Source organism: Paenibacillus sp. NPDC056933 (genome assembly GCF_042674385.1).
Lineage (GTDB): Bacteria > Bacillota > Bacilli > Paenibacillales > Paenibacillaceae > Paenibacillus.
Genome location: NZ_JBHUQN010000001.1, coordinates 3,340,402 through 3,357,068 on the forward strand (window position 1 = coordinate 3,340,402; position 16,667 = coordinate 3,357,068).

11 protein-coding genes are annotated in these 16,667 nt (G+C 49.8%); 10 read left to right on the forward strand and 1 reads right to left on the reverse strand.

The window, feature by feature from the left end:
• Positions 1-206 precede the first annotated feature (206 nt).
• From ACFTRD_RS14780 to ACFTRD_RS14795, 4 genes are all read left to right on the forward strand, one after another.
• Complete coding sequence (locus ACFTRD_RS14780; RefSeq protein ID WP_379381006.1) at positions 207-2,114, forward strand: carbohydrate-binding protein; 1,908 nt, start codon at positions 207-209, stop codon at positions 2,112-2,114.
• Positions 2,115-2,188: 74 nt separating this feature from the next.
• Positions 2,189-4,261, forward strand: a complete 2,073-nt coding sequence (locus tag ACFTRD_RS14785) for a beta-xylosidase family glycoside hydrolase (RefSeq protein ID WP_379381008.1) — start codon at positions 2,189-2,191, stop codon at positions 4,259-4,261.
• A 258-nt stretch (positions 4,262-4,519) separates the two neighbouring features.
• Positions 4,520-5,212: a hypothetical protein gene (locus tag ACFTRD_RS14790; RefSeq protein WP_379381010.1), complete on the forward strand. Its 693-nt coding sequence runs from the start codon at positions 4,520-4,522 to the stop codon at positions 5,210-5,212.
• Entirely contained in the window at positions 5,209-6,234 is a 1,026-nt protein-coding gene (locus ACFTRD_RS14795; protein ID WP_379381012.1) for a leucine-rich repeat domain-containing protein, read from the forward strand. Before ACFTRD_RS14790 ends, ACFTRD_RS14795 begins: the two co-directional genes overlap by 4 nt.
• Before the next feature lie 82 nt (positions 6,235-6,316).
• On the opposite strand, the gene ACFTRD_RS14800 is transcribed toward ACFTRD_RS14795, so the two are convergent.
• A complete protein-coding gene (locus ACFTRD_RS14800; protein ID WP_379381014.1) occupies positions 6,317-8,602 on the reverse strand; it encodes a helix-turn-helix domain-containing protein in 2,286 nt (761 codons plus the stop codon).
• Positions 8,603-8,867: 265 nt separating this feature from the next.
• On the opposite strand from ACFTRD_RS14800, the gene ACFTRD_RS14805 reads away from it, so the two are divergent.
• The 6 genes from ACFTRD_RS14805 (at position 8,868) to ACFTRD_RS14830 (ending at position 16,657) form a co-directional block, all read left to right on the forward strand.
• Positions 8,868-9,836, forward strand: a complete 969-nt coding sequence (locus tag ACFTRD_RS14805; protein ID WP_379381016.1) for an ABC transporter permease — start codon at positions 8,868-8,870, stop codon at positions 9,834-9,836.
• Between the two features lie 13 nt (positions 9,837-9,849).
• Positions 9,850-10,719 carry a carbohydrate ABC transporter permease gene (locus ACFTRD_RS14810; RefSeq protein ID WP_379381018.1) on the forward strand — a complete coding sequence of 290 codons (870 nt, stop codon included), beginning with the start codon at positions 9,850-9,852 and terminating at the stop codon, positions 10,717-10,719.
• A 48-nt stretch (positions 10,720-10,767) separates the two neighbouring features.
• Complete coding sequence (locus ACFTRD_RS14815) at positions 10,768-12,327, forward strand: extracellular solute-binding protein (RefSeq protein ID WP_379381020.1); 1,560 nt, start codon at positions 10,768-10,770, stop codon at positions 12,325-12,327.
• 68 nt (positions 12,328-12,395) lie between these two features.
• A complete protein-coding gene (locus ACFTRD_RS14820; RefSeq protein WP_379381022.1) occupies positions 12,396-14,672 on the forward strand; it encodes an Ig-like domain-containing protein in 2,277 nt (758 codons plus the stop codon).
• A 42-nt stretch (positions 14,673-14,714) separates the two neighbouring features.
• A complete protein-coding gene (locus tag ACFTRD_RS14825) occupies positions 14,715-15,497 on the forward strand; it encodes a glucosamine-6-phosphate deaminase (protein ID WP_379381024.1) in 783 nt (260 codons plus the stop codon).
• Positions 15,494-16,657, forward strand: a complete 1,164-nt coding sequence (locus ACFTRD_RS14830; RefSeq protein WP_379381026.1) for an N-acetylglucosamine-6-phosphate deacetylase — start codon at positions 15,494-15,496, stop codon at positions 16,655-16,657. The genes ACFTRD_RS14825 and ACFTRD_RS14830 overlap by 4 nt, the downstream gene beginning before the upstream one ends.
• Positions 16,658-16,667: the final 10 nt, after the last annotated feature.

The following is a 16,667-nucleotide window of genomic DNA, read 5'->3' on the forward strand; positions in this document are numbered from 1 at the left end:
TATATGATTTGGACTGATTCCTATCTTCTGTTTAATCAAGGGTTGGTGTCTGAGTCATGGTAAACCTTGCAAAACAGGTTGCGATCGGCTCGGCTTAAACCATATATGCTAGCGCTTTTCCAGGAGGCAATCTGCACAGAAAAGAGGTGAGCGATTCAGCTTCAAGTCTTTAACACAAATTCAACTTAAATTGGGAGGAAAAGTGAATGATGCGAAAACGATTGGTATTTTTGCTGGCATTGGTTCTGTTATTCAGTGGTTTGCCTATGGGATTCGCCCATGCTGCGAATCAGCCTCTCGCGAAGCTTCCTGGAAACGCGAACCCGCTCATGGATCATAAATTGGGAGCCGACCCCAGTGTGCTTGTACACAACGGCCGAGTTTACATTTATATGTCAAGTGATGCCTATGCCTACAATAGTAATGGTACGGTTAAAGAGAATGACTTTAGCATGCTGAACAAAGTTCATGTCATATCCTCTGCCGATATGGTGAACTGGACAGACCATGGAGCCATTCCGGTGGCAGGCAGCAATAATGCCAATAATGGTCAAGGCATTGCCAAATGGGCATGGGGCTCATGGGCTCCAGCAGCTACCAAAAAAAATATAGCAGGAAAGGATAAGTTCTTCCTTTATTTTGCAAATAGTGCATCAGGCATTGGTGTACTTACGGCGGATTCACCCATTGGACCGTGGAGCGACCCGCTGGGCAAGGCGCTGGTAACACACAGTACACCTGGCATGTCAGGTGTAACATGGCTTTTTGACCCGGCTCTGCTGGTTGATGACAACGGAACGGGATACCTGTATGTCGGTGGAGGCATTCCGAATAATTCCGATCCGGCGTCGATAGCAAATCCCAAAACGGCCCGTGTTCTCAAACTGGGAGACAATATGACGAGTGTTGTCGGAAGTGCGGTCATGATTGATGCACCTTATTTGTTCGAGGACTCGGGCATTCATAAGTACAATGGTAAATATTATTACTCGTACTGCATTAACTTTTCCGGTACACACCCGCCTGCCTATCCGGCTGGAGAGATTGGTTACATGGTAAGTGACAATCCAATGGGTCCGTTTACGTACAAAGGTCATTTTTTGAAAAATCCGTATGCCTTCTTCGGTGTTGGGGGGAACAATCACCATGCTGTATTTAATTTCAACAACCAGTGGTACACCGTGTACCATGCCCAAACGGTGAGTAAAGCTCAGCATGGTGATGGCAAGGGATACCGTTCGCCGAATATCAACAGGCTGGTGCATAATGCCGATGGAACGATTCAGGAGGTGCAGGGCAACCTGGCGGGCATTTCGCAGATCGCCAATCTGAACCCATATAACCGGGTGGAGGCTGAGACGATTGGATGGCAGGCGGGAATTACAACCGAGGCGACTCAGGCTAGTGGTGGACCGTTCAGCAACCAGAATGTCACGAATATTCATAATGGCGACTGGATCGCTTTGGGTAACGTGGACTTTGGTTCTGCTGGCGCTAATACCTTCAAAGCCAATGTCGCTTCAACCGTAGGCGGCAAAATTGAAATTCGTCTCGACAGCGCGACAGGTCCGCTTGTTGGCACGCTTAATGTAACTCCAACGGGTGGTGCACAAACTTGGAAGGAAGTTCAAACCACTGTAAATAATGCCACAGGTGTACACCGATTGTATCTGGTATTCACGGGTACAGGCGGCGCTAACCTGTTCAATCTGGATTACTGGCAGTTTGGCAACAACACATCCAGCAATCCGGTGACCAAGGTTGAGGCTGAGAGCATGACGATTAGTGGTCCATATGCGGGAGCGATCAGTTCCCCCTTCAACGGGGTAGCGTTATATGCCAATGAGGATGCTGTGGCGTATAATCAATATTTTGGCAATCCGACGCATCAATTCTCGGTCCGTGGAGCCTCCAACAACGGCAGTACAGCGAGAGTGGATCTGGTGATTGGCGGCGTAACACATGGTTCCTTTTATTTCACCGGAACTCAGCCTACCGTTCAAACCTTGTCCAACATCACCCATGCAACTGGACCGCAGGAGGTCAAACTGGTAGTAACCACAGATAATGGGACATGGGATGCGTATGTGGATTATATGGAGTATTCCTTGTGATCCATGGTTAGATCCCAAAGGTCAGCTCGGCATTTGTTGCAATGATTCCATGAAATGATCAGGAGGCCATGCAAATGTTGTTGAGAAGGATGGGCATGTTTTTACTGGTTCTCCCGCTGCTTGTGATGGCGATTCCTGTTGCTCCTGCTTCAGCGACTACGACGTTCAGCAATCCGGTGATTCATGCCGATGTACCGGACAGTGACGTCATTCGGGTAAACAACGCGTATTATATGACCAGCACCACGATGCATATGAGCCCAGGTGTGCCCATCATGAAATCATACGATCTCGTAAATTGGGAAATTGTGAATTATGTATATGATACGTACGCAAATACCGACTCTCATCACCTGAACAACGGTCAGAATGAATGTGGGAGAGGCTCCTGGGCAAGCAGTCTGAGATACAACAACGGTATCTATTACGTAGCCTTTGGCTCGCTCTCTACGGGCAAAACTTATATCTACAAATCGACCAATATTGAGACAGGGCCTTGGACCATATCCACATTAGGCAGTTATTATCATGATGCTTCACTTCTTTTTGACAACGGACGGGCTTTTCTGGTGCATGGTACTGACAAAATCAGCATCGTTGAGCTTAATGCGGAGGCGACGGCAGTCAAAGCCGGGGGGCTGAATCAGGTCCTTATTGCCAACGCCAGCAATGTGGCCGGTTCGAATTTTGTTGTGAAGGCGGAAGGGGCCCATATTCAGAAGATCAATGGAAAGTATTATGTTTTCCTAATTGCCTGGCCTACAGGAGAAGGGCGTGTCCAGATTGCATATCGCGCGGACAGTTTGACAGGTAATTATACAGGCCGCGTTGTTTTGAGGGATTCAGGCATAGCACAGGGAGGCATTGTCGACACAGCCTCAGGTTCATGGTATGGATTGTTGTTCAGAGACAGTGGTGCGGTTGGACGCATTCCGTATCTGGTTCCGGTGACATGGTCCGATAACTGGCCTGTGTTTGGGGTGAATGGCAAGGTTCCGCTGACGATGAATGTTCCGGTGGAGGGGTATCCGGCGAAAAAGATTTATGGCTCTGACGAATTTAACGCCGGATCAGGTACAGACACGGGCGCAGTTCAACCGTTAATAGTCAATGGCGGTTTTGAAGATGCCAGCCTGAGTCCATGGACCAGCAATAATACGGCATCGATCGCAGTGACCTCCTCAGAGTATGCTGGAGGTTCCAAAAGCTTGCTTGTCAGTGGTCGACAACAGACGGCAGCGGGTGTGAAACAAGTGATTACCGGTAAAGTAACGGCGGGTGGCGTATATACTTTCTCGGCCAAAGTGAAATATACTACGGGACCTGCAACCAAAACGTTTAATCTCAGTATTCAGAATGGTCCAAGCTATACGGGGATTTCCATTATGGGCAGCGCGACGCTGACCAAGGGACAGTGGGGAACCATTCAGGGAACGTACACCGTTCCGGCTAATGCGGACCTGTCGCAGACCTTTGTATTCCTTGAGACGCCTTACAGCGCGAACCCGGATGCAAGCCATGATCTTATAAATTTTTATGTAGATGATGTTTCCTTCTCTACGACTGCTTCGGCTGGAGGGGAAAGCGCGAGTCTTGCGAAATTCTGGCAGTGGAATCACAATCCAGACCCGGTAAATTGGTCGCTGACCCAACGTCCCGGTTTCATGAGACTCACGACAGGGAAAGTAAGTTCCAGCATTTTGGAGGCCCGCAATACGCTGACCCAAAGAACCTTTGGGCCCAAAAGTACAGGCATTACAGCCATGGAAACGGCAGGTATGAAGGACGGCGACTATGCCGGTCTTGCCGCTTTTCAAGCCAGGTATGGCTTCGTTGGCGTGAAGATGTCGGGGAATGCCAAATCCATCGTCATGGCCAATGCCGGCTCCGGGACGATGACCGAGGTGGCAAGTGTGCCGCTGAACCAAAACAAAGTATATTTCCGGGTGATCTGCGATTTTACGAATCGAACGGACAAGGCCTACTTTGCATATAGTCTGAACGGCACCAACTGGACATCGATCGGGAACACACTACAGATGTCTTATACGATGCCGCACTTTATGGGCTACCGCTTTGCTTTGTTCAACTATGCAACCAAGTCCACCGGAGGGTTTGCCGATTTTGATTATTTTCATGTAGAGTAGATGAAGCGCTAAGCGCCTTCTTCTTGAAATGCTGAACCCTCGCATGAAGACGTGCGGGGGTTCAGTTCATTTTCCGAGGGGAGGAGCGGGTGCTCGTTTCATTTTCATTTGAAAAAACGGTATGTGCCATGAGATACCTTGGTTTTTCAGGAAAGGATGATATTTTGTGGAAGATCGAGTATAAAACGTGGTAATGTATCTATTTAAGCTGATCTTACAACAACGGGCGGCATCAACTTTTTCACTGGAGGAAATGGAATGAAACGTGCACATCTGTTATTAGTAGTTTTATTTACCCTTAGTGCATGCGAACAGACTAATACTAGTATTAACGAAGAGGATACTGCTGCTGTTGCAGGAGATATTCAGGCGAAGGATGCTAAAAACACAGAAATTTCGTTGAGCACAAAAGGAGATTTATCTAAAGATTCCTCCGATTTTTTAGCTGAAGACAAAAGTGGTCTGTCTTCTTGGGATTTTGAAACGGCATATAAAATGTGTGCGGAAGCCCTGTCTGAATATTACAAGGCGATTTGGAACGGTTCAGACATTGATTTGGATACCTATATCGATAACGGAAACCTTAAACAATATACTCGAAAAAAAATTACATCTCAATATGATTTATTCCTCAAGAACAATCTCATTCATAATCGGGTGACAGGCGTTGATATCGGTGCTGGAAAAGTAGAGTTTATTGAAGGAGATAGTAGTTTTTTCTATCTGAAATTAGATGCACGTGTTAAAAAGGATGTAGGCAACTTTGCTGAACCTACTGAATTTCTTGTACAAAGTTTGAATGGAAAGTTAGTTATTGTTGATTGGTATACTAGTGCGAAAGATAGCTATGATTCCACTGTGCGTGGAGAAAATCAGGCTATTGATAATCCTGATATCTGGAAGAATAGGGAATGGGCGAATATCAGAGAAATGGAGGGTGATCAACAATGAACGAACCCTGGGCCGCTTCGATGAGTGGAGTTCCTTGGAACGAGGATAAAATGGACAATGCTATCAATCAATTGCGGAATCGGGCGACGATTAGCTTTGTTGTCGGGCTGGACGAGGTGTATGATCTGAGGAAACTGGATGAACATGTGTTTGCCAAACGACCGGATTTAATTTTGCATATATCCAGCACAGACGCGAATGGGCGTTATAGCGAAGAATTTCTGGAGACAATCGCTGGTTTAAAGCATGTCGTCGCTTTGCAGCTGGATCTTAAGCAGCCGCAAGATTTGAATGTACTCAGTGCGTTGCAAAACATGGAATTTCTGAACATTCGCTCACCCAAAAAGCAAAATCTGGACTTCATTCGGAAGTATAAATACTTAAATTACCTTGCACTTAGCGGAAAGTTTCCGGATCTCTCGCCCATTGAGGACTGCATTCGACTGAGTACCCTCGTCCTGAACTGTGACATTGATCAGCTTGATTTTGTTGTAGGCTTGCCATTTATCGAGTATTTGGCAATCGATCATTGTACATTGACTGGTTCACTCGAAGTACTGGCTGAATCGAATATCCGTATGCTAAGGTTATCGTCCGTAAAGAATTTGAGCGAGATCGAAGCATTAGGGGCATTACATAATCTAGTCTTTCTGCATCTGTCGTTGCCCAAAATCGAGAGGCTGTGCGATTTCTCACACATGAAGAATCTTAGGCAGCTTGAGCTGGATTTCATGAAATCATTACAAGAGATTGAGAGTCTGTGGACTGCGGGCGGATTGGAGGTGCTGGGACTGAAAGAGATACATAAGGGAATAAAGGCAGAAGCTTTTGAGCGTTTGACCGAAATGCAAAGTTTGCGACAGGTTGATTTTCGTTTTATTGATCACAGCAAAGGCCGTATTGCTGCCATGCGCAAACAAATGATTGAAGCGGGGAAAGGGCACGTACTTTATGAGAATATTCCTGAAGAACAGCGAATTCCTTCGATGGCTCTTGTGCATCTATCCCAAATTCTAATGTAGACAATACACAAATGCACGCCTACAAGCGGGCATTTGTGTATTTATTATATGCTATTTTCAGTTCTTGTCCGCTCACGCCTGTCTAACCATTGCTGGAGGAGATGAACGTGGCATCACCAGCATGACGTTTGCGGTATTCTCCGGGGGTCATCCCGTACCGACGCTTGAACATGCGGATGAATGAGTTGACATTCTGATAGCCGACCTGTGTGGCGATATCCTGAATTCGCAGATCGACATTCACAAGCAACTCCTTGGCTCGCTCAGTCCGCAGATTATTCAGATATTCGCTGAAGTTGATGTTGGTCTTTTCCTTGAAAATACTCGAAAGGTACCCCGAAGTTAGATTCAACTTATCCGCAACAATATTCAGATTAATATCTTCCCCATAGTGATGGTCCAGATAGTCCAGCACAAAGCTGATGACCGGATCGCGCGTTTCCGACCGACTGCGGACGGCCGTAAGTACCGGTGTAACGAGCGTCTGAAGCCATTTCCTGTACTGCTGAACGGAATGGAAACCAGCTAATGCTTCTCCGGGAGGAGAAGAGCGAAGTTCGAATTCGATGTGCGTCAAATTCAGTTTCATAACCGTCTTGCCGATTTGTTCTGCTATACCGATTGCAAATGTGCGGAAATCTTCTGCGGCTGCATCCTTATGCTGCAGTTGTTCCAACTGGCGATCCAGCCAAGCGAAAACAGCCTCCTCATTACCGGATTGCAGCAGATTGTGCAGTTCCTCCCCATAAGTCACCTTCACATGGAAGGCATTCGAGGAGGAAGCGCGCGGCTCTACAATAATCTGCGTTTCCCCATTCAGTCTCCGCTCTTTCAACAATTTGGACAGATCGCTGTACGCATCGGTAAATGGAATTTCCCCGGAATATACCGGACTTACCGCGATGGTCAGGTAGAGGGATTCTTCGGTAGCGAGCAATTCCTTTAGTGTATCCAGCGCCTGTAAAATACCGCTTTGCGGACCGGGATCGAACAGCAGCAGGAGCAGTTGATCCTGCTCGGGCTGAAGTGCAACGCTGTTATTTTTACTGGTGGTGAAGAGGCTCTGAATCAGCTTCCACAATAACAGGGTATGTTGATCGAATTCATCCGACAGGGATTTAAAGCCAACCTTGAACAGTATGGAGACATAGGGTTGCTCGGGTTGCCGAACATCCTCAAGCTCCGCCAGGTAGGAGCTAAGCGGGATGTTCTTCACTTTATGAGTATAGGCAAACTGGCGTACAAGAGAGTTCTTCTGTGCGAGATCGCTTTGAATGTAGCGATTATTCTCCAGAATGGAGCTCAGACGGTCGCCGATCATGGCGAACTCCTTTACACTGCTCCATTTGTCCGGTCCGCTGTCCGTATTTCGGTCAAGGGCTGCAATGAGTCGCTGAAGCGGCTGGTTTAATCGCAGGCTGAAAAACAGGGAGGAGAGCACACTGATCAGTATGGCAGCGCCGAGCAGGACAGCCAGTAGCAGCTGCATACCGCGCATTTCCGCGGCAATTACTGCCGCCTGGGTGACTCGGACATAGGTGAAGCCGGTTTGCTTGCCTTTCTCATAGAAGTAATACTGATCTCCAATACGTTCATGTTTGCTTCCGTCTGCAGGGAGCTGAGGGTTTTGCATATTCCCTTCCACTGTGGTAAAGAGCAGGTGCCCCTCATTGTCCAGAATGTAGAACGGATTATTGCCGGCATCGCCATACGTATCCTGCATACGCTGTGGGTTCAGCATAACAATCCCGTACACATCCTCGTAAGGAATGGCCTTCATCATGACAGGCATCAGTTGTCCGAGAGAGCGTGAAGAATGAAGAGTATTTTCAGTGAAAGCTGCGGCAGGCATCACTTTCAGGAACTGGTTGTTCATCGTTTGAGTTTTCCAGTAATCCGGCGGATATTCCTTACTATAATAATATTTCCCGAACATATCGCTGGCACTGCTGAGGCCTTCCTTCTCCAGTACATAGTCTTCTTGCTTGAAATAGAGAATGAAATTGTCGATATGCAAAAAAGGATTGGCGTACAGCGTGGAAAGGTCTGACTTGACCTCTGTGGGAATATCGTAACGGCGGTTCTCCTTAATGTGGCTCAAAATGCCCAGGTTAGCTGTCCAGGTATCCGATTGAGTGAGGGCGAGAATCATATTCTGGGTCAGTCGGAAGTGATTCTCATACCCTTCAACGGTCTGTGCAAGTCCCAGTTCATTTTGTCTGACCATCTCCTGATAAACCTTGTTGCTTAAGTACAGATGGGAGAACAGGTTAAATGAAGCCAAAATCAGGATGACACTGAGAAAGCTCAGCATTAGCTTGACAAACAGTCCATTCAGTGCGAATTTGCTTGTAAGCAGTCCCTTCATTATGATATTCCCCCTTAAGTACAGCCCCGGATCAAGTGATTTAATCCTATCATAGCGGCATAAAGCTGACACAAACAATATACACTTTTACTGAATTATACGCGGATATCTGGAAAAAAGGAGTAAAGGCGAAAAGTTATATAACATGTAGATAGCGCTTTCTAAAGGATTGTCGCTATAATTCGGAGACGAACCCCGGGAATTCAGGGTAAGTTAGCTGACATACAAGTCAATTGCAATCATCTAAGCAAGAGGGGGCATGCCGATGGCTGATGCTGGCGTAATACAAAGCAAACTGCAAAAAGAAGCGCACCGGCCGCCTCGGCGGAAGTCGCGTTTGGTCCGAACCTGGAACAGGAACAAGGCGCTATGGCTGCTATTCCTGCCATGCCTCCTGTATTATTTGATCTTCCGCTATGCGCCGATGTTTGGTCTGGTCATCACGTTTAAGGATTACAATTTATTCAAGGGAATTTGGGCCAGTGATTGGGTGGGATTCAAATATTACCGGATGTTTCTGGAGAATCCTGATTTTTGGCCGCTGATGAAGAATACGTTTCTGCTGGGACTGTATAAGCTGGTGTTCGGCTTCCCGGCCCCAATCCTGCTGGCCATATTGCTCAATGAGGTACGAAGGGCGGCATTCAAACGTTTTGTACAGACAGTCAGCTATCTGCCGCATTTCATCTCGAATGTGATTGTGGCAAGTATGGTGATTATGTTCCTCTCCCCAACCGGAGGGCTGATTAACAATTTGCTGGCAGGGATCGGCATCGAGCCGATCAATTTCATGAATGAACCCGGGCTGTTCCGGGGCATCTACGTCCTTTCGGAAATCTGGCAGCACATCGGCTGGGAGACCATTATTTATCTGGCCGCGCTGACGGCGATTGACCCGCAATTGTATGAAGCCGCGGATATGGACGGAGCAAGCCGATTGCGCAAAATCTGGCATGTCACCCTGCCCGGTATATCTCCCGCCATCGTTATAACGCTGATACTGAATATCGGCAAAGTGCTGGAGATCGGCTTCGAGAAGGTCTTCCTGATGCAAAATCCGGCCATCTACGATACGGCAGATATTATCAGCACATATGTCTACAGGGTGGGCATGGTACAGGGGAACTTCAGCTATGGTGCATCCATTGATTTATTCATGGGAGTCATCAGTCTGATCTTCATCTATACAGCCAACTGGCTCAGCCGTCGATTAAGTGAGACCAGTCTATGGTAGAAAGAGGTGTAGCGTGAAATCACTCCGATTTTCCTGGTTTAACGTTGTGGCATCCCTGATTCTGCTGCTCGTTGTTGTGGTCACACTCTATCCGTTCCTTCATATGCTGGCCGTCTCCCTCAGCAGCAACGTGAACGTCATGCAAAACAATATTTCCTTCTGGCCCAAGGGGTTTAACCTGAGCATGTATAAACTGGTGCTGGGAGATCCGCAAATCTGGACGGCTTACCGAAATACAATCATTTACACCGTGCTTGGCACACTGATCTCGCTGGTGGTCACCTCGACCGGAGCCTACGCATTATCCAGAAAGGATATGGCGCTGCGCAATACCTTCACCATCCTGATTGTCATTACGATGTTTTTCAGCGGCGGGATGATTCCGACCTTCCTGGTGGTCCGTTCGTTGAATCTGGTAGATACCGTATGGGGCATGGTTCTCCCGGGGGCAGTCAGCACCTGGAACCTCATTCTGATGCGCACGTTCTTCTCGGGCATCCCCAAAGAGCTGGAGGAATCGGGACGTATGGACGGTCTGAACGATATTGGCATCTTCATCCGTATTATTGTGCCGCTGTCCAAGGCATCCTTTGCCACGATTGCCCTTTTCTATGCCGTGGGTATGTGGAACAACTTCATCTTCCCGCTGCTCTATTTAAGATCTCCCGATTTGTTTCCGCTCCAGGTGCTGCTGCGTAATCTGGTGCTGGCTGGCAGTGCAAGTTCAGGCGATGTAACGTCCATTGGGGGAGATAATCTGGTCGTGGAAGAATCGCTGAAGTATGCGACCATTATGGTCTCAACGCTGCCTATTCTGGTCATCTATCCGTTTGTACAGAAGTATTTCGTCAAGGGAGCCATGGTTGGAGCGGTGAAAGGTTAAAGCTACACAAGGGATGCACCGCAAATTCAGATTAAGGGAGAGAAGCTTATGGGCAAATGGAAATCGGTAATACTTCCCCTGCTGATTGCAGTAACGATGGTTGCAGGGTGCAGTGGCGGCAATGGTGCCGACCCGCAAACGAATACCAAGGGGAACTCTAACGGGGGAAGCGATAACTCCGCCGGGGCAGAAAAGACATTCACGGCGCTGCTGGACAATAATGCCACGTTCCCCTATTCCAAAAGCTGGCCCATTTGGAGCTGGTTGAAGGAAAAGACCGGCGTTACGCTGGAGGTGCAGACACCTTCCGGCAAGCTGGATGAGAGCTTGAATCTGGCAATAGCCTCCAAAGCGCTGCCTGATCTGATGTATATGCCCAATCGCAAGGATTCGAACAAGTTTGGTCAGCAGGGCGCACTGGTTGATCTGATGGAGTATATGGACAGTATGCCGAATCTGAAGGCATGGATGAAGCAATATCCCGAAGAGGCGAAGGCTGCCCTGTCCGCCGACGGCAAAATGTATATGTTTCCCAATCAGGGCTTTGGCGAGACGAACCGCATGATCTGGATGTACCGCAAGGATGTTTTTGACAAGGAAGGCATCCAGGTTCCAACAACTTATGAAGAGTTACATGCGGCGCTGAAGACGCTGAAGGAGAAATACCCGGACAGTTACCCGCTCTCTATTCGCTACGGCCAAATCCCGGATGAGATGAATGCCAATATGACGGTGAACTACGGAACAGGTGAGGGTGCCTACTATGATTTTGACCAGAAGGAATGGCGCTATGGACCGACTGAAGACAACTACAAGGCCATGGTGGGAATGTGGAAACGTTTCTACGATGAAGGGTTGGTCCCACCCGACTTCTTATCACTACAAACCAAGCAGTGGCAGGATATGGTCTCTACCGGCAAATCATTCGTAACGATTGATTATATCAGTCGAATTGACTTCTTCAACAATGCCATGCAGCAGGAGAATCCCGAATTCAACATGCAATTCCTGGCCCCTCCGGCAGGCATCTCTGGCGGCAAACAGCTGAATCCGTATTTTCATTATATGGAAGGCGGATTGACGGTGGCTTCCACTTCCAAGAACATGGAGGATGTGATGAAGTACATGGACTTTTTCTATTCCGAAGAAGGTCGTACGCTCAGCAGCTGGGGTGTAGAGGGCGAGACCTATGTAAAGGAAGGCGATACGATCAAGTTCAAGCCGGAGTATAACGATGTCATTGAAATGCGCAAGCAAACAGGGCTTCAGACCAGTGGGACCTATACCTGGATTGATTTCAACGCCCATTTGTCGCTGTTCTCGGATGACCTGAAACATGCCTATGAAGAAGCGGTGAAGTATGATCCTCCCGCAATGCAGCCAAGACCTGCTTTTACAGAGGGGGAGAACGAAATCATATCCATTACCGGGCAGGCGATCAAGAAGCACCGTGACGAGAGCTTTGCCAAATTTGTGACCGGCTCCCGGAGTCTGGCGGATTGGGAGAAGTATGTCGAGGAGATTAGCAATCTTGGGGTAGATCAGCTGCTAAACACCTATAAGGAGGCGTATGACCGTGTTCAGAATGTACAGCTGAGCGCGAAATGAGCGAATGCACGTAAGGTACGGCACGGAAATCCTAGACCATTAACGAATGGAAAAAGGAGGCTTCGCTTATGAAAAGGCAGCATCTGCGTGTGTACTCCGGATTCAGACTGGGATTGTTTCTGTTGATCTGTATGGTGACGATTGGAATAGCTTTACCTGGCAAGGCAAAAGCAGCGGGTTCAATCTCGCTGGATGCGCCTGCGGGTGGGTATGTGTCGGATGGAGGGCTGGTTGAAATTGGGGGAAGCTATACCAATCTGTATGATATTCGGCTGTTTGTGGATGGAACGGCCCAGTTCGAAGTGGTATTGAATGATCCGGATGGGGATGATAGCGGCACATGGTCTTACATGCTGGATACCTCAGGCTATAACGGGACGGTGGAGCTGGTCGTTCGTGGTCTGGATACGTCCACCCGTTACGGGGTATGGGGCGAGCCATCCATCCTTACCGTTAATAACCCGGCAGCTGCTGTGCCTGTAGTAACCATTACCGATCCGTCCGAGAGCGTGTCTCTTAGCGGTCAGGTGGAGGTGTCGATCGAGACCAGCTCGCCACTTCCAATCATGCTGGTAGAGGTTCGGGTGAACCGCGGGCCTTGGGAAGAGGCTGTTCAGCAAGGCCCCGCATATGTATACACCTGGGACACGGCGGGACTTGGCAATCGCACGGTCAGTCTGGAGGCCAGAGCGGCCAGCGCCCCGGAGCGTTATGGTTATAGCCCGACGGTGTATGCTCAGGTTGGAACCGGGACACATGAGTCTGCCGTTTCCCTTCCTGTACAGGAGCGCGCCATGTGGATCTGGGAACCGGAGAGCTATAAGCTGCTGCTGAACCCTGGATCGCGCCAGGTGCTGGAGTCATTCATCACGGATACGCAGACATTCGGCCAAACACCGGTCCAGACGCTTTATCTTGCAGTGGGAGGTTATGCCGGATACGATGCACTGGAAGCGCAGGAAGCGGAGCTGCGTTCGTTCGTGAGCTGGGCGCACAGCAAAAATCTGCAGGTGCATGCGTTAATTGCAGGGGGCACTACACCGGCCTATATGGGCGCTTACGAGAAATATCACCATCATGCCGTGCAGGAAATGGAGCAGGTGATCAATTACAATCTTGCAGCAGGCGATACGGAGAAATTTGACGGTATTAATGTGGATATTGAGCCGTATATCTCTCCCGACTTCAAAGATCCGAGTCATTTTCTACAGAAGGAATACCTGGATGGTCTGCAAAAGATGATTGGTCGCCGGGATACCGCAGGTATTCGGCTTCCGCTCGGTCCTGCTGTGCCCAAGTGGTATGACACATCGGATCAAGCAGCGAATATTTCATGGAATGGCTCCAGCAAATGGCTGTCTGAGCATGTTCAGGATATATCAGACTATATCTCCATTATGGATTACCGGGATACAGCGGATGGTTCGGCTGGCATTATTGCCGGGGCTGCTGGAGAACTGGCATACGCAGATCAGATCGGCAAGCCAAATTCCGTGGTGATTGGTGTAGAAACGCTGGATATTGCTAACAGCGGCGACCCAGAGAGCATTACTTTCTGGGAGGAAGGCCGCATCCACATGGAAGCCGAGCTGGATAAGGTGTATGCAGCATACGGGCAGAGCAGCGCCTTCGGGGGCATTGCCGTCCATCACTATGATTCCTATCGGACACTTCCTTCTTACTGGGGACCAGGCGGTTTAGTGTGGACATCGCCGGATGACCAGGTAGCCCCTTCAGCTCTTTCCGGGGTTCCGTCCATCGAGGCCACTGATTATCAGACTATACATCTGAATTATGGAATGGCTTCGGATAACATGGAAGTGGAACGCTATGTGATCTATCGGAGTACCGTACAGGGGTTCACGCCTGTGGCTGCAGATATCGTCGGATTCGCCCGCGCCCTGAATTACCAGGACAAGGGACTGCTGCCGGATACGACATATTACTACCGTGTTGCAGCCCGCGATTTGCGTGGTAATATTGGGCCACTCACTGATGAAGTTTCGGCGACCACGGGTAGCACCATACTGAAGCCCATGATTGTAACGGACATGAATCTGGTCTATGGCGGATCAGGGGCATCCGTCACCTTGAAAGTTAGAGATTACGATACAGGCGCAGTACTGGCTGGAGCGAGAGTCGAGGGGAGATTCACTTATGCTGCCGGACGGTACATCAGCGGAATCACCGGAGTGGATGGAGGTGTAGCGCTTGGATCGGAAGCAGTTGGGCCGGGAAGGCAGGTTGGTTTTGAACCACGCAGAATCCGTTACAACGGATATTACTATGCAGCAGGTCATGATTCGCCGCATACAACGCTGCTGATGCTAAATGCCGGCAAATGAACAAATCGGGAGAGAAACAAGCTTGAAGGAGGTTAACGAAGCATGAACGGAAATGGCTTGATAAAACCGATGGGAACTCACGTCGTTGAGCGCATGTCTGTACAGGTTTATGTCGACCGGGATCAGATGGGGGTAGCGGCTGCCGCTGCGGTGGCTGCCCGATTAAGACAGCTGCTTCAGGATTCAGAGCGCCAGGTTCGCATAGTGTTCGCTGCCGCGCCTTCGCAAAATGAATTGTATGCAGGTCTGATACGGGAGCAAGGCATTGATTGGTCACGGGTCTGCGCCTTTCATATGGATGAATATATCGGTCTGGCGGATACGGCTCCCCAGCGCTTTGGCCGATATTTAACGGAACGTTTGTTCAGTCAGGTGCAGCCTGGGCGGGTGGAACTGCTTGATGGGCTTCACGATGTGGATCAGGAGTGTCAGAGATATGGGGATTTGTTGCGTGCGGCTCCCATTGATATCGTCTGTCTCGGAATCGGAGAAAATGGGCACATTGCCTTCAATGATCCGCCTGTTGCCGATTTTGAAGATTCGAGGGTCGTCAAAGCGGTGAAGCTGGACGAAGCCTGCCGCCGTCAGCAGGTGAATGATGGATGCTTTGCCCAACTGGATGATGTGCCTGCGGAGGCGTTGACCCTGACTGTGCCAACGTTGATGGCTGGAAGGAAGCTGTTCGCGATTGTGCCAGGAGCATCCAAGCGGAGCGCGCTCGCGGCAGCTTTACATGATCCGATCAGCACGGCATGTCCTGCCACCATCCTGCGTAGACATCCCGAAATCACGATGTTCACAGACCGGGATGCCTACGGCCTGTGAGTGCGCCAATAATCGGGAGGCACTATCGGACCGGGAAGCCCATTGAGGTGGCAGTTGGAGAGGGACGTATCACTGGGGTTGCTGAGCTTGAAGGGGCTCTTTCCGTAGATTGCCTGCCCTGGCTGGCACCGGGACTGGTGGATTTGCAGGTGAATGGCGGGTGGAGGCTGGATCTGAACACAGCCCCGCTGTGTCCGGATACGGTATTGCAACTGACCCGTAAACTGAAAAGCCAAGGTGTTACAAGCTATTGTCCGACGTTAATTACGAACAGTTCTGTACGGCTGGCTGAGGCGGCCTCCGCCATTGCGAAAGCCGTTCGGCTGAACCCGGATGCGGCCGAGGGAATTGCGGGCATTCATCTGGAAGGCCCGTTCATCTCGCCGGAGGACGGCCCGCGCGGCGCACACCCGCGGCAGCATATTGTTGCTCCTGATTGGGAGGCCCTCAGCCGTTGGCAGGAAGCTGCTGAAGGGTTGATTCGCATCATTACGCTTTCCCCGGAGTGGCCTGGTGCGGCTGCATTTATAAACCGTTGCAGCGAATCCGGCATTTTGGTTTCGATTGGACATACAGCAGCAACGCCAGAGCAGATCAGGGAGGCGGTGGCCGCAGGAGCTGTCATGTCCACGCATCTTGGTAACGGTACGCACTTGACGCTTCCGCGCCATCCCAACTACCTGTGGGAACAGCTTGCGGCCGATGAGTTGTATGGCTGCATGATTGCGGATGGTCACCATCTTCCGCTGTCCGTACTAGCCGTGATTCTCCGGATGAAGGGGGGGCGCGCCATTCTGGTCAGCGATGCAGTCTCATTGAGCGGCATGCCGCCAGGTTCTTATCATCTTCACATCGGCGGAGATGTGGTATTGACTGTGGAAGGTCGGCTGCACCTTGCCGGCCAGCCGGCGTTGTTGGCTGGCTCGGCGATGATGCTGCCGGATCAGGTGGGCTATCTAGTGGAAGCGGGGCTGTCTGGGCTTGCCGATGCCTGGGATTGTGCATCGGTGCATCCAGCCCAGCTGCTTGGACTTGAACAGGCCGCTGGACTTAAGGTCGGAGCGCCTGCAGATGTGGTTAGTTTCAATCTGGATGGGGGAAAGTTGAGGGTTTTGCAGTGTTGGAAGAATGGTCGGATCAGTCCACAGAGCCGAGAATAGGGGGAGAGCG